22 protein-coding genes and 2 pseudogenes are annotated in these 24,664 nt (G+C 62.5%); 10 read left to right on the forward strand and 14 right to left on the reverse strand.

The features are described from left to right. Positions 1–15 precede the first annotated feature (15 nt). Positions 16–195 (reverse strand): methionine/alanine import NSS transporter subunit MetS, encoded by a 180-nt coding sequence (gene metS / locus CGLY_RS06290; protein WP_038547510.1) that lies wholly within the window; start codon positions 193–195, stop codon positions 16–18. Beyond that, complete coding sequence (locus tag CGLY_RS06295) at positions 192–1,853, reverse strand: sodium-dependent transporter (protein ID WP_038547513.1); 1,662 nt, start codon at positions 1,851–1,853, stop codon at positions 192–194. The genes metS and CGLY_RS06295 overlap by 4 nt, the downstream gene beginning before the upstream one ends. A gap of 172 nt (positions 1,854–2,025) precedes the next feature. On the opposite strand from CGLY_RS06295, the gene ychF reads away from it, so the two are divergent. The 3 genes from ychF (at position 2,026) to CGLY_RS06310 (ending at position 5,369) form a co-directional block, all read left to right on the forward strand. Then, the gene (ychF, locus tag CGLY_RS06300) at positions 2,026–3,111 is read left to right on the forward strand and encodes a redox-regulated ATPase YchF (protein ID WP_038551657.1); all 1,086 of its coding nucleotides are present in this window, start codon (positions 2,026–2,028) and stop codon (positions 3,109–3,111) included. Between the two features lie 366 nt (positions 3,112–3,477). Beyond that, positions 3,478–5,034 carry an LTA synthase family protein gene (locus tag CGLY_RS06305; RefSeq protein ID WP_038547516.1) on the forward strand — a complete coding sequence of 519 codons (1,557 nt, stop codon included), beginning with the start codon at positions 3,478–3,480 and terminating at the stop codon, positions 5,032–5,034. 50 nt (positions 5,035–5,084) lie between these two features. Then, on the forward strand, positions 5,085–5,369 hold the full coding sequence (locus CGLY_RS06310; protein ID WP_038551662.1) for a YchJ family protein: 285 nt from the start codon (positions 5,085–5,087) through the stop codon (positions 5,367–5,369). Positions 5,370–5,377: 8 nt separating this feature from the next. Here the strand turns inward: CGLY_RS06310 and arr are convergent, their stop codons facing one another. Beyond that, entirely contained in the window at positions 5,378–5,803 is a 426-nt protein-coding gene (arr, locus tag CGLY_RS06315; RefSeq protein WP_038547519.1) for an NAD(+)--rifampin ADP-ribosyltransferase, read from the reverse strand. 152 nt (positions 5,804–5,955) lie between these two features. Between arr and CGLY_RS06320 the strand changes: the two genes are divergently transcribed. Both CGLY_RS06320 and CGLY_RS06325 read left to right on the forward strand, forming a co-directional pair. Beyond that, on the forward strand, positions 5,956–6,681 hold the full coding sequence (locus tag CGLY_RS06320) for an endonuclease/exonuclease/phosphatase family protein (RefSeq protein ID WP_052539768.1): 726 nt from the start codon (positions 5,956–5,958) through the stop codon (positions 6,679–6,681). 87 nt (positions 6,682–6,768) lie between these two features. Next, a complete protein-coding gene (locus tag CGLY_RS06325; RefSeq protein ID WP_052539770.1) occupies positions 6,769–7,878 on the forward strand; it encodes a magnesium and cobalt transport protein CorA in 1,110 nt (369 codons plus the stop codon). A 17-nt stretch (positions 7,879–7,895) separates the two neighbouring features. On the opposite strand, the gene CGLY_RS06330 is transcribed toward CGLY_RS06325, so the two are convergent. Together CGLY_RS06330 and CGLY_RS16685 are read right to left on the reverse strand one after the other, a co-directional pair. Beyond that, positions 7,896–8,513 carry a response regulator transcription factor gene (locus CGLY_RS06330; RefSeq protein ID WP_038547523.1) on the reverse strand — a complete coding sequence of 206 codons (618 nt, stop codon included), beginning with the start codon at positions 8,511–8,513 and terminating at the stop codon, positions 7,896–7,898. After that, complete coding sequence (locus CGLY_RS16685; protein ID WP_052539772.1) at positions 8,510–9,574, reverse strand: sensor histidine kinase; 1,065 nt, start codon at positions 9,572–9,574, stop codon at positions 8,510–8,512. Before CGLY_RS16685 ends, CGLY_RS06330 begins: the two co-directional genes overlap by 4 nt. Positions 9,575–9,763: 189 nt before the next feature. On the opposite strand from CGLY_RS16685, the gene CGLY_RS06340 reads away from it, so the two are divergent. The 3 genes from CGLY_RS06340 (at position 9,764) to CGLY_RS06350 (ending at position 12,802) form a co-directional block, all read left to right on the forward strand. Then, positions 9,764–10,240, forward strand: coding sequence for a hypothetical protein (locus CGLY_RS06340; RefSeq protein ID WP_038547526.1), 477 nt, complete (start codon positions 9,764–9,766; stop codon positions 10,238–10,240). 76 nt (positions 10,241–10,316) lie between these two features. Further along, complete coding sequence (locus CGLY_RS06345; protein WP_038547529.1) at positions 10,317–10,769, forward strand: acetyltransferase; 453 nt, start codon at positions 10,317–10,319, stop codon at positions 10,767–10,769. 191 nt (positions 10,770–10,960) lie between these two features. After that, positions 10,961–12,802, forward strand: a complete 1,842-nt coding sequence (locus tag CGLY_RS06350; protein WP_038551679.1) for a BCCT family transporter — start codon at positions 10,961–10,963, stop codon at positions 12,800–12,802. Here CGLY_RS06350 and CGLY_RS06355 read toward each other — a convergent pair. From CGLY_RS06355 to CGLY_RS06385, 7 genes are all read right to left on the reverse strand, one after another. Further along, positions 12,765–13,727: a DUF808 domain-containing protein gene (locus CGLY_RS06355; RefSeq protein ID WP_038547532.1), complete on the reverse strand. Its 963-nt coding sequence runs from the start codon at positions 13,725–13,727 to the stop codon at positions 12,765–12,767. The genes CGLY_RS06350 and CGLY_RS06355 overlap by 38 nt on opposite strands. A gap of 82 nt (positions 13,728–13,809) precedes the next feature. Beyond that, positions 13,810–14,307, reverse strand: a complete 498-nt coding sequence (locus tag CGLY_RS06360; protein ID WP_038547535.1) for a hypothetical protein — start codon at positions 14,305–14,307, stop codon at positions 13,810–13,812. A gap of 83 nt (positions 14,308–14,390) precedes the next feature. Continuing rightward, positions 14,391–14,951 carry a hypothetical protein gene (locus tag CGLY_RS06365; protein ID WP_038547539.1) on the reverse strand — a complete coding sequence of 187 codons (561 nt, stop codon included), beginning with the start codon at positions 14,949–14,951 and terminating at the stop codon, positions 14,391–14,393. Between the two features lie 46 nt (positions 14,952–14,997). Beyond that, positions 14,998–15,828, reverse strand: coding sequence for a patatin-like phospholipase family protein (locus CGLY_RS06370; RefSeq protein WP_052540732.1), 831 nt, complete (start codon positions 15,826–15,828; stop codon positions 14,998–15,000). A 62-nt stretch (positions 15,829–15,890) separates the two neighbouring features. Next, positions 15,891–16,559 (reverse strand): SDR family oxidoreductase, encoded by a 669-nt coding sequence (locus CGLY_RS06375; RefSeq protein ID WP_038547542.1) that lies wholly within the window; start codon positions 16,557–16,559, stop codon positions 15,891–15,893. Between the two features lie 59 nt (positions 16,560–16,618). Next, positions 16,619–18,394 carry a hypothetical protein gene (locus CGLY_RS06380; RefSeq protein ID WP_052539776.1) on the reverse strand — a complete coding sequence of 592 codons (1,776 nt, stop codon included), beginning with the start codon at positions 18,392–18,394 and terminating at the stop codon, positions 16,619–16,621. Further along, the gene (locus tag CGLY_RS06385) at positions 18,391–19,134 is read right to left on the reverse strand and encodes a DUF4232 domain-containing protein (protein WP_158407375.1); all 744 of its coding nucleotides are present in this window, start codon (positions 19,132–19,134) and stop codon (positions 18,391–18,393) included. The genes CGLY_RS06380 and CGLY_RS06385 overlap by 4 nt, the downstream gene beginning before the upstream one ends. A gap of 118 nt (positions 19,135–19,252) precedes the next feature. Here CGLY_RS06385 and CGLY_RS06390 point away from each other — a divergent pair, with 118 nt between their 5' ends. Continuing rightward, the gene (locus tag CGLY_RS06390; RefSeq protein ID WP_038547545.1) at positions 19,253–20,422 is read left to right on the forward strand and encodes an acyl-CoA dehydrogenase family protein; all 1,170 of its coding nucleotides are present in this window, start codon (positions 19,253–19,255) and stop codon (positions 20,420–20,422) included. 77 nt (positions 20,423–20,499) lie between these two features. On the opposite strand, the gene CGLY_RS06395 is transcribed toward CGLY_RS06390, so the two are convergent. Next, positions 20,500–21,369 carry a tyrosine-type recombinase/integrase gene (locus CGLY_RS06395; protein ID WP_038547548.1) on the reverse strand — a complete coding sequence of 290 codons (870 nt, stop codon included), beginning with the start codon at positions 21,367–21,369 and terminating at the stop codon, positions 20,500–20,502. A gap of 196 nt (positions 21,370–21,565) precedes the next feature. After that, positions 21,566–22,803, reverse strand: a pseudogene (locus CGLY_RS17105) (IS110 family RNA-guided transposase). A 488-nt stretch (positions 22,804–23,291) separates the two neighbouring features. Between CGLY_RS17105 and CGLY_RS06410 the strand changes: the two are divergent. Continuing rightward, a pseudogene (locus CGLY_RS06410) lies at positions 23,292–24,369 on the forward strand (IS110 family RNA-guided transposase). Positions 24,370–24,664: the final 295 nt, after the last annotated feature.

A 24,664-nucleotide genomic window follows, 5' to 3' on the forward strand; every position in this document is an offset into this window, starting at 1 on the left:
GGACGGGCCAGGTACTCACCCTACGGGGTGGGACGTGGCGTGAAGGATGAGAGTCTCGTCGTCGGTACCGGGTGCAGAACCGAGTTCCCCGGACTCTTCATCGGAGTTGTTCCTGAGGTTGATGGAGGCAATGATGAGCCCGCCCCAGAGGAAAACCATGAACAGGACCATCATGACGATCGCGGTTGTACTCATCGGGTCGCTCCTTGTTCCTTAAGCGGGGAGGTGGTGGTGGAGTCACCGGCAAGTGGATTGGGGACTCGGCGTCCACGGCCGCCTGGCGGCACGCCGAAATCGGATCCCGGCGTGCCGTCGAGCACGAGGGACTTCCGGCGGAAGGGCACCATGTGCATGGCGACTCCGACGATGGCAATCACGATGATCAGCAACCAGCCCCAGGTGAACACCTGGTTATCCTGGTATCCACCGTATCCCTCGTCGAGCAGCGTCGAGACCTCGCTGAGGAGGGTGAAGGTCAGGATCACGGAGGTCACGTACATCAGGAACGTCCGCCACGTCGGTCCGACTTTGAAAGAGGACACGGCATTGAGATGCTGTTCCAGCTCGTTGATCCGCATAGTCAGGACGCCGACCACGATGATCGCAACCAGTGCGGCGAGGACAATACCGATGTTGTTGGTGAACTTGTCCATGATGTCCAGCGTTACCAGTCCGCTCGTGGCAGAGAAGGCCAGGATTGACAGCACTGCCATCGGCACGCCGACGGCGAGCGCGGCGGTACGGCGGGGAAGGTCGAACTTGTCACGCACAGCGGACGCCACGACCTCGACGATCGAGATCAGCGACGTGACCCCCGCGATCGCGAGGCTGGCGAAGAACAGGATGCCGAAGATCTCTCCTGCCGGCATCTGGTTGATGATCGTGGGGAACGCCTCGAACGCCAGGCCGATACCGGACGTGGCGACTTCGCTGACCGGGATCCCGGATGCAGCGGACATGAAGCCCAGGGCGGCGAACACCCCGATACCGGCGAGAACCTCGAAAGAGGAGTTGGCGAAGGCAGTGACCAGGCCGGTGCTGGTCAGGTTCGACCGCGGCTTGAGGTAGGAGGAGTAGGTGATCATGATGCCGAAACCGATGGACAACGAGAAGAAGATCTGCCCGTAGGCGGCGATCCAGACCGTCGCGTCCGTCAGAGCACTCCAGTCCGGTGTGAACAGGGCATCGAGCCCGGTGGCCGCACCATCGAGGAACAGTGCGCGGACCACCATGACAACGAACAACACGAGGAGCAGAGGGATGAAAATGACGTTGAGACGACCGATTCCCTTGCTCACGTCGAGCACCAGCGTGGCCAGGACGATGATCCATACGACAATCATCGTGATGAGGATCGGCATGACGAAGCTGCCGGAGAATACGGTGTCAGTGTCCGCCTGGAGGAACTCCCCGGAGAAGTAGTCGCCGGGGTTCTCACCCCAGCCCTTGGTGAAGGACTTCATCGTGTAGAGCAGCGCCCATCCGATGATTGCCGCGTAGTACACGGCGATGAAGAAGGAGATCCCGACCTGGAACCAGCCCAGGATCTCTGCCCGGGGGTGGATACGGCGGAACACCAGCGGCGCCGAACCGCGGAAACGGTGGCCGAGGGCGAAGAACATCCACAACAAGGGGATACCTGCAGTGAGCAGGGCGATCATGTAGGGGACGAGGAACGCCCCGCCGCCTGATTCGTAGGCGACGTAGGGGAATCGCCAGATGTTACCGAGGCCGACGGCGGAGCCGATGGCGGCGAAGAGGAAGAGGATCCGCGAGTTGAATGTGTCGCGGGTGACCTTTCCGTCTTTGCCGTCGGATCCGACCTGCGGCCCGGCGGGAGCGTCTGCAGACATGTGCGGGGACCTTCCGGGTGTCTAGTTGTGGCAGGTGAACTGAAGAAATCGAATCTATCCTAGATTCCCACCAGACTTACAGGAAACAGACAGTTAGGGCACGACTTCGCCAGGACCTGCGCTGGCGGGGGTGGGCGGCGGTGCGGGCGTGGCACCGGTTAGGATGGGCGCCGTGACCCTTACTCTCGGAATCGTCGGCCTGCCCAATGTCGGTAAGTCCACGTTGTTCAATGCCCTGACCCGCAATGACGTCCTCGCGGCGAACTACCCTTTCGCCACCATCGAGCCGAACGTCGGCCTCGTCGAACTCCCAGACCCACGTCTGAACCGTCTGTCGGAGATCTACTCCTCCGAGCGGATCCTGCCGGCCACCGTGTCCTTCGTCGACATCGCCGGCATCGTCAAGGGCGCTTCCGAAGGTGAGGGAATGGGCAACGCCTTCCTCGCCAACATCCGTGAAGCGGATGCTATCTGCCAGGTTGTGCGTGCCTTCTCGAACGACGACGTGATCCACGTCGATGGTCGCGTCGACCCCGCGACTGACATCTCCGTGATTGAGACGGAACTCATCCTCGCCGACCTGCAGACCGTGGAGAAGGCGGTCCCGCGTCTCGAGAAGGAAGGACGCAAGGACCGCGATAAAGCGGACCAGGCGACGGCAGCCAAGCAGGCGCAGGAGATTCTGGAGGACGGACGGACGCTGTACTCCGCCTCCGTCTCCGGGGAGTTTGATCTGGCTGCGGTCCGTGAGCTTCACCTGATGACCGCCAAGCCGTTCCTCTACGTCTTCAACTCCGATGAGGCGGTGTTGACCGACGAGTCCCGCCAGAAGGAACTGCGGGATCTCGTGGCCCCGGCGGACTGTGTGTTCTTGGATGCCGCGACCGAGGCGGAACTTCTGGAACTTGACGATGAGGAAGCTGCTGAGCTGTTGGCCTCGGTGGGGCAGGACGAGCCAGGACTGCAGACGCTGGCCAAGGCCGGATTCGCCACGCTCGGGCTGCAGACCTACCTCACGGCCGGCCCGAAAGAGGCGCGGGCCTGGACAATTCCGCAGGGTGCGACCGCGCCTCAGGCTGCCGGCGTGATTCACACCGATTTCGAGCGCGGATTCATCAAGGCCGAAATCGTCGGGTTCGCCGATCTGGACGAGTACGGCTCCGTGGCTGAAGCCCGTAACCACGGCAAGGTCCGCCAGGAAGGCAAGGACTACGTCATGAAGGACGGCGATGTCGTGGAGTTTAAGTTCAACGTGTAGGTGTGACTTTCCGTGACTCGTTCACGGACGCTGCCGGCCGAAGAGGAGGGGTTGAGGGGTTATTGTCCGGCGACGACCGACTCAGCACGGTGAGCGCGTACAGGTAGCCACAGGGGGACGAGGAGAACTGACCTCAAACGAGACCATATTTCCTATGGCGTCTGACCAGGAAACATGGGGGTAGGTGCACCGCGTTCAACGGCACCGGAAGCGCCTCACGCGCACGCCAATTCTCGCGTTGAGACGGTGAACTGTGGTTGAATTCCAGATATTAATCGGATGAATCTTCTGCTGGCCTCGTGCATGGCGGCAGGACGGAGCGACCCGCGCGTCAGGCGCATCGTGTCGGAAAGGTGAGATGTCCCAGTGTCTGGACCCGTCAAAATCACGGCCAAACGGGTTGGTTCAATTGTAGGGCACCTTGCCGTATACCTGCTGATCTGGCTGGCTCTCACCCTGTTCATCGTCGGTATCGGGATCCACATGTTCTGGGGCTCGATCACGGTCGACCAGATGATGATGAATCTGGTCTCCATGCAGACCGACGGTGGCGGCGGTGACCTCGTCTGGCTGGGCATCCTCGCTTTCGGCGTGCTGCCCGTGGTCCTGACTCTCGGTATCGCTTTCTGGCATCATCGCCGCGTCCGTAAACACCGGGCCGACCAGGATGTTGATCGTCCGGGCGGTCAAGTATGGGTGAAACGCACGGTCTCTATCGTGCTGGTTACCGCCGTGGTCGTCAGCGGCACCGCAATGTTCGGAACCTCGGTCCATGTCGGTGCCTATATCAAGGCGGCGAATTCCGACTACACCATCGACCAGTACTACCGGGAACCCCAGGTCGACTCGGCCGAGAATGCGCGCAACGTCGTGATGATCTATCTCGAGTCGGGCGAGGAGACACTGTCCGATACCACGCTGTTCGAGAAAGACCCGTTTGTACCGCTCAAGGAGGTCACCTCGGAAGACGACGGCTGGAACAGCGTCGACAATTTCCAGCAGTACGAAGGCGGTGGCTGGACCATGTCGGGCATCGCCGGCACGCAGTGCGGTGTTCCCTTGAAAGGCAACGGCCTCATCACCGGGCAATCTGGTCTCAACTCGCTCGGTGGTGATGTCGGAAACTACCTGGGTGGCTTGACCTGCGTCGGCGACGTCCTCAAGGATCAGGGGTACCGGAACGTATTTATGGGTGGAGCGAACGGCTCCTTCGCTGCGAAGGATCAGTTCCTCACGACCCACGGCTACGACGAGCAGTATGATCTCGACGACTGGCGGGCACAAGGTGAGCCGAGTGACCAGTTCCGTGACGACTGGGGTCTGAGCGACAAACGTCTTATGGCGAATGCGAAAGAACACGTCGACGCTCTGCACGAGGAGTCGACGAAGACAGGTACGCCGTTCAACCTCTCTATGCTGACGGTGGACACTCACGAACCAGTGCATATCTACGACTACTGCGATGTGGACACGGAAAGTGAAGTCACCTCCATGTTCTCGTGCTCCATGACGCAGGTTGCGGACTTCGTGAGTTACATGGAGGAGCAGGGGTATCTGGAGGACACTGCCGTCGTACTGATGGGTGACCACCTCAAGCACATGGGGTCCAGCAACGCCTTCGCCGAAGAACTCGGTGACCATCCGAACCGCACCATCTTCAACCGCGTCTGGGTCCCCGGAGAGGAGAAGGAGACGTCGACAATGCGAGGGGGTGTCGATCAGCTGAACATGATGCCGACGATCCTGGAAGCTGCTGGTATCGAGATGGAGGACCGGCAGGCGGGGCTTGGTGTGTCAGCGTTCTCGGACCGGATTCCCACTGACTCTGCGCAGGACCTGGACCCGGAGATCTACAAGCAGTTGCTCGAATCGCGTTCGCAGGACTTCTACAGTGCAGCGTGGGCGGGTGAGGAACTGCAGTAGTGGAGCGAAGCAACGACGCCGCGCAGGAACCGACGACCGCCGAAGCGCTGATGAGGTCGCGGTTCGATGCCTTTCGGCGCGCGGACGATGACTGGCTGTTGCGGACCTGGCACCCGACGACGAGACCCGCTCAGTTAGATCTGTCGGACAATCCCGTCTGGCGGGGGCTCCAGATCATCGACACGGTCGCCGGAGGGGTGGACGACGACGCCGGTGTCGTGGAGTTCCGGGCCACTTATATCGCCGACGGAGGCGGTATCGGCGTGTTGCGGGAACGGTCTCGGTTCCTCCGCGAAGACGGACGGTGGTTCTATCTCGACGGCGAGGTGGAGTAGAAAACCGGTCAGTTGATGATCTCGGCGTTGTTCTCGCGCAGTGCGGTCAACCGGCTCCGCCAGAGGTCGAGAGAGTGCGGTGAAAGGCGTGGCCAGTCGGCAATCTCCTCGACGATCTCCAGTGGGGACGTGGTCCGGAAAGAACGGGTCGGGTTGCCAGGGAACTTCTTGTCTGTCACGTTCGGGTCGTCTTCGAACGGCCCGGTGGGGCTGACGACATAGACGTGCGGTTCGGACTGTCCGCCACCGAGCATGGCTGCAATCTCCGCGGCGAGACCGGCGCCGTCCTTCACTGCAGTGAAGTAGATGTGATTCATGATGATCTCGGGACGGTAGTTTGACGGATGCCCGGCACACAGCAGATCACCAACTGCCAGGGCGGCGCGCGTGCCGTGGAAGAAGGGACCGCTCACCTGCGGGTTCGGTGTGTTCATCGCTCTATTTTAGCACTATGGCTTCCGGGGAAAAGGTGCTGCGAAACCAGGCGTACAGACCCCCTCTCGTCCGCTTTCCTGTGGAAGACGGTGCGGACCTCACCGGATTTACTCATCTACCGCGGCGTCGGATGTACTATGCTCGTACACCAATGAAGCTGATTAGCTACAACCTGCATAAACACAACGCGGTCACCGAGCTTCTCCCGCTCGCTGGTGTCCATGTCCCGGATGCCATCTGCGTCCAGGAGGCCGATACCCGACGGCTGCCACATCGCCTCGGCGGCCTGGAACTCGTCCACGCGACCACGGAGAACCGCCTCGGCCTCGCCGTCTACCTGCACGCGAGCAGGTTCGACGTGAAGGATCTGCAGGTGACCGCGCTGGAGAAGTCCTTCCATGACCGTGTCATGAAGCCTGCCTCCGAGCGGCTGGTGATGGTCAGGGCCCATGATGCCAAGCATGACCGTGATGTTGTCATCGCCTCCTTCCACGCTGCCCCTCTGACGGCGACGAACGCACTCCGTCGCCAGCAGATCCGTACATCCTTCGAGGCGCTCGGCCAGATCGGTGCCGGAGTGCCGTCCGTCATGGTCGGAGACTTCAATTACCCGTTGTTCCAGAGCGGCCTTCGCCGGCACGTTGATGCCCATGGCTTCGAGATGGCCAGGAGCAGCGGAGCGACCTACTCGCGTTACGGCGTACTGCGGGGGAACTATGATTTCGCACTCTCGCGAGGTTTCAGGCAGTCTCACGTCGACGTGCTGCCCCAAGGGCGCTCTGACCATCTGCCGATCCTCGTGCAGACCTCAGTCGACCGGAGCAGGGCTGCTGTCGTAGCCGCCCGGCGTGGCCTGCAACCCGTCGTAAGCGCCTGAGGCAAGTCTGAGTTACCCGCTTCGGCCGTCGGGGTCTAGGGTAACTCACGGATAACAGAGCAGACCTCGGGCCGAGAGGGCAGATGTATGGGCAACCGCAGGATCAATGACGGCAGGACTAGTAGGTTCACCCGCGGGAAGCAGCGAGTTGGGGGGTCGGTGCCGACGCCGACCGCAACTCCGCCCGTCCTGACCTATGTTGACGACGGCAGCGCACGCCCGGCCCCGGAGACCACCACGGTGGCAGAAGCGACTGCGTCTGCGGTCGATCGTCCGGAGCGTATGGTGATGCTCCTGTACCCGACCTCGGGCAGGGAGGGGATCAGCGAACTCGCCGAAGCGTGGGAGCTTCATCCGTTGCTTGTCGAAGACCTGGTGAATGCACACCAACGTCCGAAACTGGAACGGTACGGGGATGTCCTGTTCATCGTCGCCAGGTCTGCCCGGTACAACGACGCAGCGGAGGACGTCGCGTTCTCTGAGTTCCACATTCTTGTCCGCCATGGATCCGTTGCCGTGCTGTGCCAGGACGGACGGTGGGTCGACGGGACGGACAGCGCCGCGTTCGCCGCAGTGGACGGCGCAGATCCCCGTGAACGGACCTTGTTGGCGGACCGGGATGTGCTGCGGCTGGGGCCAGAGGCGGTGGTCTACCGGATCCTGGACGCGATCGTCGACGGCTATCCGCCTGTCCTCCGGGGCATTGCGATCGACAAGGAGCAGATCGAGCGCCAGGTGTTCAGCGGTGACGCTGCGGTGGCAGAACGCATTTACCGGTTGAGTCAGGAAGTCATCGACGTCCAGCAGACCATCGCGTCGATGGCGGAGGTACTTGATGCGCTTCGCGCTGGATTCGTGAAGTACGACATCCCCGAGGAACTCCGTTCCTACCTTGATGACGTCGCCGATCACCTGACGCGTGCGGGGATGTTGGCCGCAGACCATCGAGATGCTCTGGCCCAGATCCTTAATGTGAATGCCACTCTCGTCGCACAGCGTCAGAATGAGGACATGAAGAAGATCTCCGGCTGGGCGGCGATCCTCTTCGCCCCGACGTTGGTCGGCGCTATCTATGGCATGAACTTCGACGACATGCCGGAACTGCACTGGGCCTTCGGCTATCCCATGGCGTTGAGCATGATGCTCGGGGTCGCCGTCCTGCTCTATGTCTTCTTCCGCCGCAGTAAATGGATGTGAGATCCCGGGGCAAGGGGTCAGAGCCAGTCGTTGTTCCTCGCGTGACGTGCCGCGTCATGTCGGGTGGTGTGGCCAGTCTTCTGTATGGCGAAGGATAGGTAGTTGCGCACCGTCCCGGGGGACAGGTGCAGAATCTTCGCGATGTCACGGACACTGTAGCCGTCGCCGGTGACACGGAGCACGTCCTTCTCCCTCTCCGTCAGCGGTGATACGTCGGTAACTGCTTTCGCCGCCACGGACGGGTCAATGACGCGGCCTCCCTTGGCTAGTCTGAGTACCGCGGCGGTGATCTCGTCAGGATCAGCATCTTTGCCGAGGAATCCGCGGATGCCGTTCTCCAGAGCCGTTCGTAGCACTCCGGGGCGAGCGTGCCGGGTGAGAAGAAGAACTGCCTGACCAGGAACGATCTGAAGCATCTGTATGGCGGCATGTAGACCGTCGAGTCCAGGCATATCGAGGTCGAGGATGACGACGTCGGGGCGTCGGCGGGTGAACTCGTCGACGGCGGAGCGTCCATTGCTTACTTCACCAGAAATGGCGATCGTTCCGTCTAACGGAAGCAACGTCGCCAATGCCGTGCGGATGAGCCGCTCATCGTCGGCGAGCATAACCTGCACCGGTTGCTTCCCTGTCATCGATCTCCTCCTGCAGTTGCGGTGAGGACGACAGTCCCGTCCCGGTACTCCAACTCCAGGTCACCGCCCTGTGTCTGAAGTGCACGACGGAGTGCTGCCAGGCCTCGGAACGACCCGGGGGAGGGGAGTCCGCGGGCCCCGTCGTTGGTCACGGTGAGCATGGACCGCATGACTGAGACCGATACCTGTTCGGCTCGGGAGTGTCGGAGAATGTTCGTGGTGGCTTCGCGCAGCACGCGGGCCAGAAGAGCGTCATGCGATGCGTCAGGCGTGTCGGCGGGACGGTGGACTGTCGTCTCAATACCGGCAGCAGTCATCAGGCCTGTGACCGATGATAACTCACTGGTGAAGGTCATCAGGTGGGTGTCTTCAGCCAGCGCCCGGGCCGTTCTGATGGAATCGGCCGCGAGGCCCTGGATGGCTTCGAGTTCCCGGTCCGTTCGTTCCGGATCAGTGGTCCGAACCCGGGCAGCCACAGCCGCCTTCAACTTGATGGCGTGCAGCGAGTGTCCCTGGATATCATGCAGGTCTGCGGCGAAGCGTCGTCTCTCATTGAGGACGGAGAGCTCCCTTTCATTGTCCTTGGCCTGTTCGAACAAGGTGAGCAGTCGAGCTTCGGCGCCGTTGTCGATGATGGCGACCATCCAGACACCCGCGACGACCGTAAGCTTGAGGAGCGTCCCCAACGCGTTCGGGGATCCGGTGGTGAACACCAGTGCACTGACCGCCACGATAGTGCAGAATCCGACTACTCCCCAGATCCCGGGACGGGATGACTTAGAGTCGATGGCGACTGCTAACGCTGCGGCGATGCCCGCAGAACCGACCGGGTTCGATTCGGACAGGGCAGACCACAGCAGCGTCCCGACGCCGACACCGGTGGCGACGGTCAGGAGTGCACGGTTGGGTTCCTCACCCAGACGTAACATCAGGATCGCAGTGAGTACCAGACTCGGGGCAACAGCGATGAGGCTGCTCCAGTTCGTGGCATTCACGATTCCCAGGGCAACGGTGACACCGACAGAAAGCAGTACCGACCGGGCACGTCGGGTCCGCGCCATTTCCTGGATGCTCGGAGGGTGTCGGAGCCGATGAGAAGTCACGGATCCATTGCATCAGTTCTACGGGGGTGCCCGCCAGTGACGCTGCGTCACGACAACATCTGACCGAGCGCCGGTGTCCGTACTGATCCGGTCCGGGCACCGTGGTCCACGGCGAATCAGACGCATCTACTCGAGGGAGGAACTCACGTGGAACAGATTCAAGACTGGATCATCTCGTTGCAGCAGTATGTCGACACCCTTCCTGGCGGCCTGCAACTGACAGCGGTCTTCGTCATCGGGTTGGTGCCGCTTCTCGAGGGTGATGTGGCGGCACTAGTCGGTGTCCTCTCTGGCATACACTGGTTACCGACCGTCATCGTCGGAACGGTGGGGACGGTTCTGATCACTGTCTCTGCAGTAGGGATCGCAGGTACCGTCGGTCGTCGTCAGGAGGGCAGATGGAAGGACCACAGGGTGATGCGCCGTGTCGGGAGCTGGGGGTCGCCCGTGGCGATGCTTGTCAGCGGACTTCTGTTTAGTGTCCCGATAACTGCGTTCATCATGCGTGCCTCGGGTATCCCTAGGACGGTGGTCCTCACCTCCGCGGTGCTGGTTAGTGCGGCCAATGCGCTGATCGTCGGATTGCTGGTCTCTGGAGCGTTGTCGTGGCTGGTCGATACCTGAGGACGCACGGCGGTCCTGTGCACATCCGGCGGCCGACTACAGTGTGAGACCATGCAGGCAGGAACGGAGGAGTCTGATGGACAGTACATCGCTGAGACCATGCCGCGGGGCGTACGAGTACCCGACGCTGGTAGGGATCTGGCGGTCGGCCGTCGATGCCACCCATGACTTCCTGGCGGATGCGGACCGCGACGCCATCGAGTCAGCTTTAGCTGCGGAGTACTTCCCTCAGGTTCAGTTGACCGTCGCCGAGCTCGGTGGTGTGCCCGTCGGGTTCGCAGGCACGAACGAGCGGAACCTGGAGATGCTTTTCGTCGATGCCGCGGTCCGGGGGAATGGTGTCGGAGGTCTTCTGCTGGACAATGTCCTCGCCGTTCACGGCGTCCGCCGGGTGGATGTCAATGAGCAGAACGCCCAGGCAGTGGCGTTCTACCGTCGCCGCGGTTTCACTGTCACTGGCCGGGACGACTACGACGACGCCGGACGTCCGTACCCGGTCCTCCACATGTCATGGTCAGCTCCACACTGACTGTCGCCGGGGAACACCCGTGATGATTTCTGCAGCGCAGCACGTTCTTCTCTACCGTTGTAAAGGTTGGCAGTGACGAACCACAAGAGAAGATAACGGAGAAAACGATCGTGGACCCCTCAGAACCTGGAGAGAAACGCGAGCAGACGAGATCCACCCGCAGGGAGTCTGCGAAGAGTTTCATCCGGGAAGTGACTTACCCGCACAGCATCCACCCGGCTCTGGTGCCGGGCGTTTCTGTGGAGGATCAACGCATCAGGTACTCCATTGACTGGCGTATCGTGAGCGTTGTCGGTGGCCTGATCGTCGCTTTCATCGCGTGGGGCGTTCTTGATCCGCAGCAGGTGTTTGATGCTTCCTCAGCGGCATTGGCCTGGGTCATGCAGAACATGGGCTGGGTGTTCACCGCTCTGGCCACGGGACTGATGTTCTTCCTCCTCATTCTCGCTTTTAGCAGGTACGGAAAGATCCCCTTGGGCCTCGACGGTGAGAAAGCCGAGTACTCCACGATGTCCTGGACGGCGATGCTGTTCGCCGCAGGTATCGGTATCGGGATCATCTTCTTCGGCCCGTACGAACCGATGAGCCACTACCTCGATCCTCGTCCTGGTGGATATGACGCGGCCACGCAGGAAGCGGTCAAGGGCGCGATGTCGCAGTCGGCGATGCACTGGGGCATCAACGCCTGGGCCATCTACGCCATCGTCGGCCTCGCCGTGGCTTATGTGTCCTACCGCAGAGGCAGGGTTCCTCTGATGAGTTCGATTCTCATGCCGTTGTTTGCAGTGAAGTCCACCGACACCCTCCCGGCACGTCTTATCGACGGGATGGCCATCGTCGCGACCCTCTTCGGTACCGCGGCGTCGCTCGGTATCGGTGCGCTGCAGATCGCCAAGGGGGTAGAAGTGGTGTCCGGCTGGTCGCCGGCAGGAAACACCTTCGCACTCCTGATCATCATGGTCCTGACTATCGGCACCATCCTGTCTGCGGTCTCGGGTGTGGCTAAGGGCATCCGGTGGCTGTCGAACATCAACATGGTGCTCGCCATCGGACTGGCGTTGTTCTTCTTCATCGTCGGGCCCACGGCGTTCCTCGCCAATATGATCCCCGCTGTGATCGTCGATTACGTCGGGTCGATGCCCGAGATGCTGTCGGCGAATATGGGCGAAGGCGAGGATATGCAGGCCTTTCTCTCCGGATGGACGACGTTCTACTGGGCGTGGTGGGTTTCCTGGTCTCCGTTCGTCGGAGTCTTCGTGGCCAAGATCTCCCGGGGTCGCACGATCCGGCAGTTCATCCTCGGCGTTCTCTTCATCCCCTCTACGATCATCGTGCTGGCTTTCACCATCCTCGGTGGTACATCGATCTGGATTCAGCGACAGTCCGGTGGTATCGCCCCGGGCGATGATCCGGCCGGCATGCCCGCCGCCGAGGAGATTTTCTTCACGGTGCTGGACCAGCTCCCGGGTGCCGGGATCGTGGCACCGGTGGTTATCGTGATGCTTGCCGTGTTTTTCATTACGACAGCTGATTCCGCCTCTCTGGTGAACTCCCAGCTGTCACAGCGTGGAAACCCGAACCCCCGGAAAGGTGTGACGGTCTTCTGGGGCCTGTGCATGGCCGGTATCGCCGTGGTCATCCTTCTCGCCGGAGGCGAAGATGCTCTCCAGGGGCTGCAGAACTTCATCACTGTCACCGCACTGCCCTTCGCCGTCGTCCTGGTGCTGATGGCGATAGCCCTGCTTCGGGAACTCCGTACAGATCCGTACACGATCCGGGACGACTTCCAGGAACAGGCGTTGTCTAACGCCGTAGTGCACGGCGTCCGCGATCACGGCGACAACTTCGCGATCGCCGTCGAAGAGACCGACGCCGACAGTGATTACGCCACCGGCGGGGACTTCAATTCCCGCGCGGCCGAAGTCACGGACTGGTACACGCGGACGGATGAGGACGGAAACCCCGTTGACTACGACTATGAACGGGGTGAGTACATCATCGCGAACGAACCGCCACCCGACGGACAGTCGTGACAAGTGCGACGACAACAGAACCGACGAGGAGCCCGATGAACGCCGAGCATCCGGTCTCCACCAGCCACTGCACGGCACCACCGGCGGAAGAAACCAGTTCCTCAAGGTGATGGACGGCAGCGTACGGCGCATGCCAGCCCAGGTCGTCGGTACCGACCAGAAGAATATGCCCGCCGACCCAGAGCATGGCGGCGGTGCCGACCACCGAGAGCGTCGTCAATAGTCGGGGCATCAGCGCCACGAGCCCCCGTCCCAGACGACGGACGGCCTCCGCGCGTTCGCGGGAGGGGTCGGCGAGGGCGAGGCCGACATCATCCATCTTGATCAGTACCCCGACCACTCCGTAGACGACGAATGTGATCACCAGCGCTACGCCGACGAGTATCGCCGCCCGTTCTGGTAGCCCGCGCCCTGTCAGCTCATTGAGGGACAGAACCATGATCTCGGCCGACAGGATGAAGTCGGTGCGTACTGCCCCTTTCACCAGTGAATCCTCATCATCCGGGGAAGCAGCGGTGCTGTCGTCAGGCTCATGGTGGACGGTGTCTCCACCGCGTCGGGCAGCTCTGGAGGATATGGCGTGCCAGATCTTCTCCGCACCTTCAAACGCCAGATAGGTGCCGCCGAGCATGAGGATGGGGGTCAGCGCCCACGGGGCAAGCCAGCTGAGAAGAAGGATCACCGGGAGGATCACGATGATCTTGTTGACCAGCGAGCCCTTGGTGATCCGCCAGATGATCGGCAGTTCACGGGCAGGACTGACACCCTGGACGAAGCTGGGGGTCACGGCGGCGTCGTCTACGACGACGGCAGCGGCCTTCGTGCTTGTGGTTGCTGCAGCCTGTGCAATGTCACGACTACTGGCAGCTGCTTTCCTGGCGATGAGGGTGACATCGTCAAGTAGTGCGATCAGGCCACCGGCCATGGTGTGCTCCGTACAGGGTCAGGGGACAGGGAGAGAAAATCCCTATCCTAAGACATTGCAGGCTCGGTCGGTGTGCGAGACGTCACGGAGCGTGGAATGTTCCCGCCCCGGGTAACGACGGCTGGCCGGCATTCGGGGACATGGCGGAATTCGTCACCCGGATGGAGACCGCGATCTGGCCGCTGCCGGTTTTCTCATTGACGTTCAGCGGTGTCGGATCGAGGTAGGTCGGACACGGTTTCACTGTGACTTCACCGGCCTTCCCCGTCGTGAGGTTCAGGTAGTTGACGGTCACGTGCGAGCCGGCTGCGCTTCCGGAGCAGATGGTCGGGTCTGCAGGGGCGGAGATGTTCACCTCACCAGGGGTGACGGTGGCCCGGGCCACGACGGAGGCGAAGTAGGGGCCGGGGACGACAAGCCCACTGACATGAAGCCCGAGCGCCGGGATCTGGTAGACCGCCAACGGTCGACCCTCCTGACCTTGTGCAGGGCTGGCGAGGCCGACAGCCAGAGCGGTGGAAGCAGCCAGGGCAGCGACCCCGGCGAGGAGGCGTCGAGGAAAAGAGCGGGAGGATGACATGGTGCATCACGTCCAAGAGGGTGAGAGGTCCGACAGTTGTTCACTCATAGAAATAATCGGCTCTACTGTGCAAACGTTACCCACTACGTCTGCTCCCGCTGTTCATCGGAGGCGAGCTGATCGACCAACCACCTGCGACACATGACGGTCTCCTTCTCGTCGAGGAGGGTGGGAAAGCTAGAGGAGGTGGGGGAGGTTTCGGCCAGTATCTCGCTCACCGCCGACCGAAATGCGCGGTCCTGCCGGATGCATCGACGGTGGAGCACCACCCCCGCCCACAGATAGACCAGGCACAGTACGCCGCTGAAGGATCCACCGAGGACCAGCAGCAGACCACCGGCCTTCCCCGGAATGTTCCGGATACCCGCTCCGTCCGCGGTAGCGGTGATGAGGGAGAGCCCGCCAACCACGAGTAACCCGGCAGCGGCTACAACGACGACTGACCATGCCACGGCGGAAGCGGGGGACTGTGCCCGGCTCTCATTGGCGGTGATCATCATGTCGATGCGCCGGAGATCTTCCGTGGAGGCAGCGAGCTCATCAGAGGAGACACTGCTGCGGTGGAGGAGCGCACGTCGGTGCGCGATGACCTCGGGCAAATCGGAGGGGCGGAGGAGCCCGTCTCCGCGGGGCCTGGCGTCCATGGATCGAACTGTACAGGGTACCCGGCCACCGGTCAGCACCTACGGTCTACGCCGTGAGGAACTCCATCCACCTCGACCAGTCAGCACTGGTCTGTGCCGCTCCGTCCTCATAGGACGCCCGTAGCTTGTCGATCTTGCGCTCGGTGTTGGCGATCCGCATATGGTCCGGGAAGAAGAGGAGAGCACGGCCCTGTGCCTCCAACTCAAGGAGGCGGCGCTTGGTGGCGTTGTAGCGGGCGGGCCGGGTGATCACGGCCTCCGCGACAGCAGGAGTGTCCCTGAGTACCCTGCGTACTGCACCGGGGTACTTGACGTCGGGTTTGACGTAATCGCGTGGGCGGGTGCAGATGACCAGGAACTTCTCGAATCCGTCGTTCTCGGCGGCCTCCAGAAGGACGCCTCCCGAGGACCCCAGTGCTCCGTCGACGTACGGCTCGCCGTCCACCACAGGTGTCTTCATCAGTACGGGCATCGTTGAGGAGGCCCTGACTCGTTTCATCAACGACTGTAGGTCGGGGATGTCGTCCCGGCCCCAGTAGACCGTTTCGCCGGTCCGGGCATGCATGGCACCAATGCGGAACGGCGTCGGATCAGCGGCGAACTCGTCCCAGTCGAAAGGAAACTCGTTGCCTGGAAGTCCGGATGTCTCATAGATGAACTCCGCGTTGAAGTAGCCGTCGCCACGTAGGAAAGAGCTGATACCGCCGGTGCCCGGGGCTGCACCGAATTCCACGAAACTCTGTCTGGCCCGCTCTGCGTCGTGGGACAGGAAGTTCACCGTGTGTGATGCGCCGGCGGAGATCCCGCCGACCCAACCGAAGCGGACGCGCCGCTCGATGAGCTCGGACACGCAGGCCGCAGTGTAACTGTTGCGCATTCCCCCGCCCTCGAAAAGGAGGGCGACGTCGGGTGCTTGCACGGGTGCTGGCTCCGACGGGGTCACCACTCGATCCTCCGCAGAGCCTCGTGGGGATCTTCATTGCCCTCGTTGAACCTGATCGTCCGCGCGGAGGTCTGCGGGCACTCCAGCGCGGCGACAATGGTCTGGGCCACGGTCTCCCGGGGGACCTCCGTGGCGTCAGTCCGTCCATCGCCCTCAGGGAGGATCTCGATGCCACCGCGGTCGCGGTCATCGGTCAGTGTGCTCGGCGCGATGATCGTCCAGTCGAGTTCGGAATCGCGGAGGTGTTGGTCGGCAGCTGCCTTCGACTCCGCGTACGGGTAGAAGTCGCTGTCCTCAGGAATGCAGTGGTCGAGGTAGGAACCCGACCAGGACACCATGATGAAGCGGCTGATTCCGACCTCTTCGGCCGCGTTGACGGTGCGGATCGCAGCGTCACGGTCGACCGCCCAGGTACGTTCAGGATCTCCTCCGCCGGCGCCCGCCGCCCAGATGACTGTGTCATGTCCTTCGAGGAGATCGGCGATGGCGTCGGTGCTCATGGATTCGATGTCAGCCACCGTGGGGGTCGCACCGGTCTCCCGGACGTCATTGAACTGGTCACGGGAGCGGATCACCGAGGTCACGGTGCTGCCTGACTCGACGAGCATCGGTGCCGTCAGCATGGCCACCTTCCCGTGACCGCCGATGATGACGATGTCGTACATGGTGTGGGTGCCTTTCGTCGCGATCGTGTGTCCTATGTGTCCTAGGCCTCGCCCCCAGCCTAGCGGGCCAGAAGCGGGCCTACCGCTCCGGCACCGACACAGACGTGTGAGCCGGGTGGGCCGTCGATCTCGGCCAGGATCGTCCCGCCGCCACCTGACAGATTGACCCACCTGGTCACGAGATCAGTGCCCACCTCAACGGCCACGGTCCGTGCCCGCCACTGCGACTCGTCCTCGAGCCCGTTGGGGGTGGATAGACGGACGGTGACGGGTTGGTCCGCGGTCGCGGTGAATTCCCAGGTCCAGTCGCCGAACGGGAGCGCGGGGTCAACCCTGATGATCTGGGGTTGACCTGCCTCTACCCGGACGCCGCAGTCTGGGGAATCTCCCGGGGTGCTTCTCGCGATGTCGAGCACGGCTGCATCAGCAATCCGGCCGTCGGGTGTCACCACCCGCGGATTCGTGGTGACTGCGCTGATGCTGTCGCTGTCATGCAGTCGCCCCGCCACCGCACCGACTGTGTTGTACGGCGACATCAGGGGGGTGAGCACCTCCAGGGGGGTGTTCTGTTCCGGGAGCGGAATACCGGAGGTTTCAGCGTCATTCACCGCCCGACGTACTCCGGCAAGATAGTCGTCGGTCTCGTCCCCGGACCAAGCGGAAACCCAGGTGACGGTGGACACGGACGAGCTGACAATGAAAAGGAGACAGAGCACCACCGCGACTACCGGATGAGACACGCGCCGGCCAGTGTGCACGGACGTATGGCGTCGAGACCCGGCCACGGCCGCAACGAGAAGGAGAACGGTGACGGCCCACCAGTCGGCGTAGTAGTGCATGCCACGTGCCAACAGGTCCGTCGACCCCTCGCCGGTGCGGCCCTCACGAAGCAGCAGCAGGATCACCACGAGATAGCCTGCAGAACCGGCGAGAGCGGCAACGCCGACGACGATCCGTGACCGCAGGTGAACAAGGTAGGCTGCAACGAGTCCAGCCACCACAAGTGCGGCCACCAGCTGGACCACGCCGGGAGTCGTCGAGAACGCCGGGGACGGGTTCCACCGGTCCCAACTCCACGGGCCGCCGAGGACACCCGGCAGCACCGAGGAACCGAGCGCCGTGGTGATGCCGTCGAGGCCGGGGGAGAACGCGTCCGGGGTTCGGTCGACCAGAGACAGGTAGAGAACGACCCATCCACCGGTCAGTACAGCCGGCAGACTGTAGACGAGTAGTGAGAACCGTCGCCCACCTGCACGCAGTACCAGTGCCACCATCACCATCGCGGGAACCACCGACAGAGCTTTCTCCGTCATAAACAGACCGGCGAACAATACAGTGCTCGCGGCCAGGGAGCGTGTCGCCGTTGTATAGAAGCCCGCGCGCGCCGGGGCGGACAGTATGATCAGGCCGACTCCGGCGGCCGCGATCTGCCAGGCGAGCGCATTGACGCCGGCTGACCACCAGCCGGAGGCAGTTCCCAGAAACGGCGAGAACATTATCGCGGTGAAGGCAATCGTCTGAAGCAGCCGCTGGTCTGTGACGTGCCCAAGGACGTGCCCAAGGAGACGCCACCAGAGGAAAGCCGCCAAAGCCGTCGCCGCAACCGTGATGACGGCGGGTAGCCACCACTGCAACGGAGCCACAGTGTCAGCGAAGATCTGTACGGCCGCGGACCCGGGCATCAGGTGACCGTCGTAGGGAACCCACAGACCGGTGTCCCGGAACCGGGAAGGAATGACCAGGTCGTCCCAGTAGAAACTTCGTTGGCTCAGCTGCCATCCCCGCAGCACCAGGACGGTGACAGTGACGGCGAGGGGAGTAAGTGCCCGGATCACGCGCCTGCAGCGAGGGGCTGGACGGACAACAGCTCCACGGAGTCGTCGATGCATGCGGTGACCTGGGCGAGGTCGTCGGAACCGTCGGTGAAGCTGAGGACCGTGGTGTCAGTTTCCTCGGGCACGATGACCTGCAACCCGTCGGCGGGAGTCAGCCCGCAGGCCTGGTCATCGTAATTCTCCGCCCGGCTGATCTTGAGGGCTGCGGTAGCCGATTCGCCGGGCCGGAGGTCGACGACTCCACTGGGTGCATTGTCCTCCCGAACTGCAGGGGCACCGATCGGATCGCCGGCCTCGTCAACGAGTGCGACCCCGGGGAACCCGGCCAGGGTGCAGTCCGCAGAAGCGGAGTTGGTGAAGTTCACGTCCACCAGCAGGCTGCCTGCGGCGCCTTGGCTCTGTCCCAGCGTGATGTCGAGACCGTCGGTGGTGCAGCGGCCTTCATCGCTCGAATCATCATCGCCCCCGGTGCTGCCGTTCCCGGTGTTGTCGCTCCCGTCGGCAGGAGTGTCTGCAGGTTCCGCGGCAGAGTCGCTGGTGGAACCGGCATCCTCGACCGGCGCCGTGCCCGCGTCCGTCGAACTGTCTCCGTCGGCACACGCGCTGAGAGCCGACACCGCCAGAACTACTGATGCCCCGACAGCTCCCACCGTCCCGGCCCGACGGAACCTGGGGCGATCGGTCACGCTGGTGGTGGTATCTGTGCTGTTCGGAGTCCCCTGCGGGTGCTGAGTAACCATGACCTCCAGTGTAGGCTGAATCACATCATCGGGTTCGGCGTACCTCGGTGCGGGCGTACTGAGCCGGGTAACGTCCGGTACGAGCATTTCCAACGATTTTCCCAGGAGACTGACGTTCATGGCTTTCAACCCTGATTTTGATCTTTTCCAGTTGCCGGAAGAATACCGCGAGCTCCGCGACAGCATCCGTGGCCTCGCAGAGCAGCAGATCGCCCCGTACGCCGCCGCCGTCGACGCCGACGAGCGCTTCCCGGACGAGGCACTCACCGCACTCAACGACAGCGGGTTCAACGCGATCCACGTCGGTGAGGCCTACGGTGGACAGGGGGCGGACTCGTTGGCCGCGGTGATCGTCATCGAGGAAGTCGCCCGTGTGTGCGGGGCATCCTCACTGATCCCGGCGGTGAACAAGCTGGGCACGATGGGACTGATCCTGTCCGGCTCCGAGGAGCTCAAGCAGCAGGTACTGCCGGATATCGCCAACGGTGCGATGGCGTCCTACGCACTGACCGAGCGTGAGGCCGGCTCTGATGCCGGGGGCATGAAGACCAAGGCCGTGCATGACGGCGATCACTGGGTGCTCAATGGCTCCAAGTGCTTCATCACCAACGGTGGGAAATCCACCTGGTACACCGTGATGGCGGTGACTGACCCGGAGGCCGGCGCCAACGGGATCTCCGCGTTCATGGTGCACAAGGATGATCCCGGTTTCCGGGTCGGTGGCCTCGAGCACAAGCTGGGTATCAAGGGCTCCCCGACCGCGGAGTTGTACTTCGAGGACTGCCAGATCCCGGCTGACCGCATCATCGGGGCGCAGGGCACTGGGTTCAAGACCGCGTTGGCGACCCTGGACCACACTCGGCCGACGATCGGCGCGCAGGCGCTGGGTATCGCCCAGGGCGCGTTCGATGCCGCAGTGGAGTACGTCAAGGAGCGCAAGCAGTTCGGTAAGCCTATTGCGGCGTTCCAGAACACGCAGTTCATGCTCGCCGATATGAAGATGAAGATTGATGCTGCACGGCTGATGATCTACACCGCGGCCTCCAATGCGGAGCGCGGCGAGGCAGAGGGCGGGGAGAAGCTGGGGCTGCTGGCCGCCGGGTCGAAGACCTTCGCCTCCGACATCGCGATGCAGGTGACCACCGACGCGGTACAGCTGCTCGGCGGGTATGGCTACACCCGTGATTTCCCGGTGGAGCGGATGATGCGTGATGCCAAGATCACGCAGATCTATGAGGGCACCAACCAGGTCTGTCGCATGGTCATGGGCCGCCAGATCCTCACGTAGAGGTCAGAGGGGGCATCACCCCTCTGCATCACCAACTGATACATCCGGGGTGCTGGTCCCCATCCCTTGTACATCCCTTACCAGCCCCGCCGCAGATCCTCCTCATCCGGGAGGACATGCCAGTAGGTGTCCTTCGTCGTCGACGCGCTCGCGTGACCGAGCGCCTTCTGCACGGCCTTGGTACTGCGCCCCTGGGACAGCTGCGACGTCGCATAGACGTGCCGCAGCGCGTGGAAACCCCACTCGCCCTTCCCGACGAGGTTGATGATCGCGTGATTGATCCGATCGGATGACCACAGCCTCCCGGTCGGGGTACGGAACATCGCATCGCCCGCGTCGGCGGGGTGTTTCAACCGGTACCGTCGAAGCCGGTTCATCGTCTCCGGAGGAACCGGAATTTTCCGACGCGACGACCGTGTCTTGAGCGGCCCCCACCCGTCCGAGTCTTTCGCCGGGCATTGCACGGTCTGCTCGGTCACATGGATTACCCCGGCCTGACGGTCGACATTCTTCCACCGCAGTCCTCCGACTTCCCCGGGCGGCATTCCGGTGGACACTGCGAGGTTGATCATCGTTGCAATGGTGTCCCGTCCTGTGTCGTCCGCGTGCTGCACCGCGTCCCGGATCTGGGCGATCGTCGGTCGCGTGCGCGGGTCCACCGGGTCCGATCCCGCGCCGGGGCCCGGGACCTTGCTGCACGGGTTTACGATCAGCATCTCATCTGTGACGGCCATGTGTAGACAACCGGACAGCTGGGTCCACCAGGACGTCCGGGTGTTCAGCGACAGACCGCCGCACCCCTTCACCCACGGGCGGCCAGCCTTTAAGAGTGCCTGCCAGGTGCGCAGCTGGGTGGGGCGCAAGTCGGTGATCTTTGTCGTGGCGAGCTCGCCGAGGTTCTTCCCAACGCGTTCCCGTACCGCCTTGGTGCCCTCGGTGGTAGCCATCTGTTCCCATAGGGGCCAGATGTCTTTCAGTAGGGGGTGTCCCTATCTAGATTGTCAATCCCCCCGCCGTAGTTCCTTCGACCTGCCTTACTGATCAACGGTGAGGGCACTTCGAACATGCAGGCGCGCACGTTCCACCCGCGGTTACGGTGGAACGCCTACAAGGTGGGCGGGACAGGGGATTCAGTTCAACAATCTAGGCAGCAACAGCCTCCGCAGCCGGGCTCGGCGGCAGCTCCTGGAAAAACTCCCCACGGGTCAGCATCACGAAGATCACGTTGCATCGTCGGCGGGCCAGGCACATCACCGCTTCCGTTGTGTCGCTTACCCTCGGCTCGTTTCTTGGTGTAGTACGACCGTGAGGCATCGTGGCAGTTCGATGCGATCCAGGCGGATCTGAACAGGGCGTTCTTGAGCCTCTTGTTGCCGGATCGGGCGGGGAACTCCCCACGGATTGATGTGCCGGACCGTCTGGTCACCGGGGCGATGCCGGCTGAGGGGTCCAGGTGGGCGGCATCGGGGAAGTCGGAACAGTCGCCGACAGACAGCAGGATGTTGGCGGCGGTCTTGATGCCGACCCAGGGCATCGACATCAAGACTGCAACTGGCTCCAGGAAAGAGGGAAGTCATCAAGCATCTCCTCGACCTGCCCGGCGATGCTGTCACGCTGGGTTTTCAGCGCCTTGATGTTGGTCGCCAGCATCTTCGATCGCCACTTCTGCTGCGGCGGTGCCGGGCACGGTGACGGTCTGGGCGTTCAGGGCTTGGAAGATGGCGTCGACCAGGGCCTCGGGGTCTTTCTTGGCGTGGTTTCGGGCCCAGGTTAGCACCCGCTTCCTGCCCATTTTCTTCAGTTTCGTGGGCCCGGCGTAGTGGATCAGCAGGTCCAGGACGAATGTTCGCTGGATGATCTCACCGGCGAAGACCCGCTCCAACGACGGGTAGATCTGCACCAGGATGCTGCGCAGCCGGTTGATCGTGCGGGTGGCGTCCCGGGCGATGTCGTCATCGAGTCCGGACAGCATCTTCAGCGCGGAAAATACCTCAGCATTGCGGTCCACCGCACGCAGGGTATGCGGCATCGTACGGGCGGTGGCAAGCGATGATGAACGCATCCCGCGGGTCAGTCTTGGCTTGTCCGGGGTACAGATCAGCTGCCTTACGCATCGCCAGGCCGGGCAGGTAGGCAACCGCGCAGTCGCAGGCCCTCGCTACGGCGATCGGCAGGGCACCGATGGTATTGGGCTGGTCCACGATCAACAGCACACTGCCATGGGCAGTGAGCTCGTCGAAGACGGTGCGCAGGCTGGTTTCGTCCTGGGGTAGAGCTTTGTCGTAGACCGTGGTGCCATCGGTGGTCAGTGCGTAGCCGTGGTGGGCGGTTTTGCCGACGTCGAGTCCGAGGTAGACGTCGTAGGTGGTGGTGTCTTCCATGGTGGTTCCCCTCCTTGAAGTGGGGAGGTTGGTATGTGGTTGTGGTGGAAGATCACTGGTGGTGGTCGGACACTCGGTGCGGGCACCCACGTTACGAAGAGACTTCACCGCACCCGAAAGCCGGTGAGCCGCGTCCCTATTAGCCGTCAGCGTGCGTCCTGGTACCTCGGCGGCAACACCCCCCTGTAAGACTAGTTCTAGCTGGTCTGGGACTAGCTGGCAGGCTTGGTGTAGGCCGCCTCTTCGCAGCTGTGATCCAACACCCCCTCGGCCCGTTGTGGGCCTTGGATCCGAATTGTCCGGCATCGAAGCTGGCGGTCGTCACCGACCCTGTCCACACCGACGGCTTGATCAGAAGACTGCCCAGCCCACATGGTTGTGGCTCATTACAGGACTGTCTCGGTAGTGACTTCCCACACGGGGCCGCTGCCGACCGTGACGCGGTCGAACATATCTGTCCGTTCGTCAGGAAAGGACCATCGGTGACAATGACCACCGTCGCGCATTCTCATCCCTTCGTCATCGGCGTCGATACACACGCCCGCACCCACACCTATGCCGTGCTCACCGCCAAACGGTGAACATGTCGACACTGCTACATTCCCAAACACCAAACCTGGTCGATCCCGCGCCATTGCGTGGGTATCCCGCCGAACTGGCGAGGATCTCGGTGCTCTATGGGTGGTTGAGGGTACTGGAAGCTATGGAGCACTACTGGCCGGTACTGTCGCACGAGACGGATACTCGGTTATCGAAGCTCCCAGAGTCACCGCCTACGCGTCGGCGCGTCCAGGCGCTGGGAAACCCGACCCGTTAGACGCTGCTGCTATCGCTGCGGCAAGCCTGCCGCTTGAACACACCAAACTGCGCATCCCGCGTCACGATCAAGGAGCACGTGCCAGTCTGCGAGTCCTCCTTGCTGCCAGGGAACAGATGACCGACGAACGCACGGCGAAAGTCAACGCGCTCGTGGCATTGATTCGTAGCGTTGAACTCGATATTGATGCTCGGCAGACGCTCACGCCTGAGCAGCTGGCGACGGTGGCCCACTGGCGCGTCCGCAACGAGGAAATGGCCACGTCGACGGCACGAACCGAAGCAGCTCGTTTAGCCAAACGCATTATCTGTCTTGACGACGAGCTCAAGGGCAACCATGCTCGTATCACAGAGATTCTCGAGTCAACTCCCGCCGCCGGTCTACTGGACGAAATCGGGGTCGGGTCAGTCAACGCCGCTGTTGTCTACACGGCCTGGTCGCATCTCGGGCGCGTGCGTTCCGAGGCTGCGTTTGCTGCGTTGGCTGGAGTCAACCCGATTCCTGCATCCTCGGGTAACACTGTCCGACACCGCCTCAACCGGGGTGGCGATCGGCGCCTCAACAGTGCACTCCACATGGCTGTTGTCGTACGAATGGCTCATGATCCCGTAACTCAGGCCTACGCGGACCGACGAAGAGGTGAAGGCAAAACACCGCGTGAGATCCGTCGGTGTCTCAAACGCTACCTCGCTCGTCGCCTATACCGACTGCTCAACGCGCTTCATACGACTGCCGAAAATGGCCATTGACGGATATAGAAGATTCGGATCATTGTGTAGAACAACAGGGTGAATCAGCCATACCAAGGCCAGTGAACTGCCCCCGAGCTTACGGGGACACCATCAAGGTAACGGGCGTTATCGGTGTCGACCCACTCGCGCCGGCGCAGCAGCCGGGACTGTTCCTCATCGTGAGCAACAGCCTCGGCCCTGGTGGGGAATGTCCGGGAGTGCTGCTTCCCGGATGGTCCGTAGTACCGGACTACCCACCGGACCCTGCCTCTGCTGTCCTTGCCTCTCTTCGGACGTCGTTGAACGGTCATTG

Origin of the sequence: Corynebacterium glyciniphilum AJ 3170 (genome assembly GCF_000626675.1) — a bacterium.
GTDB lineage: Bacteria > Actinomycetota > Actinomycetes > Mycobacteriales > Mycobacteriaceae > Corynebacterium > Corynebacterium glyciniphilum.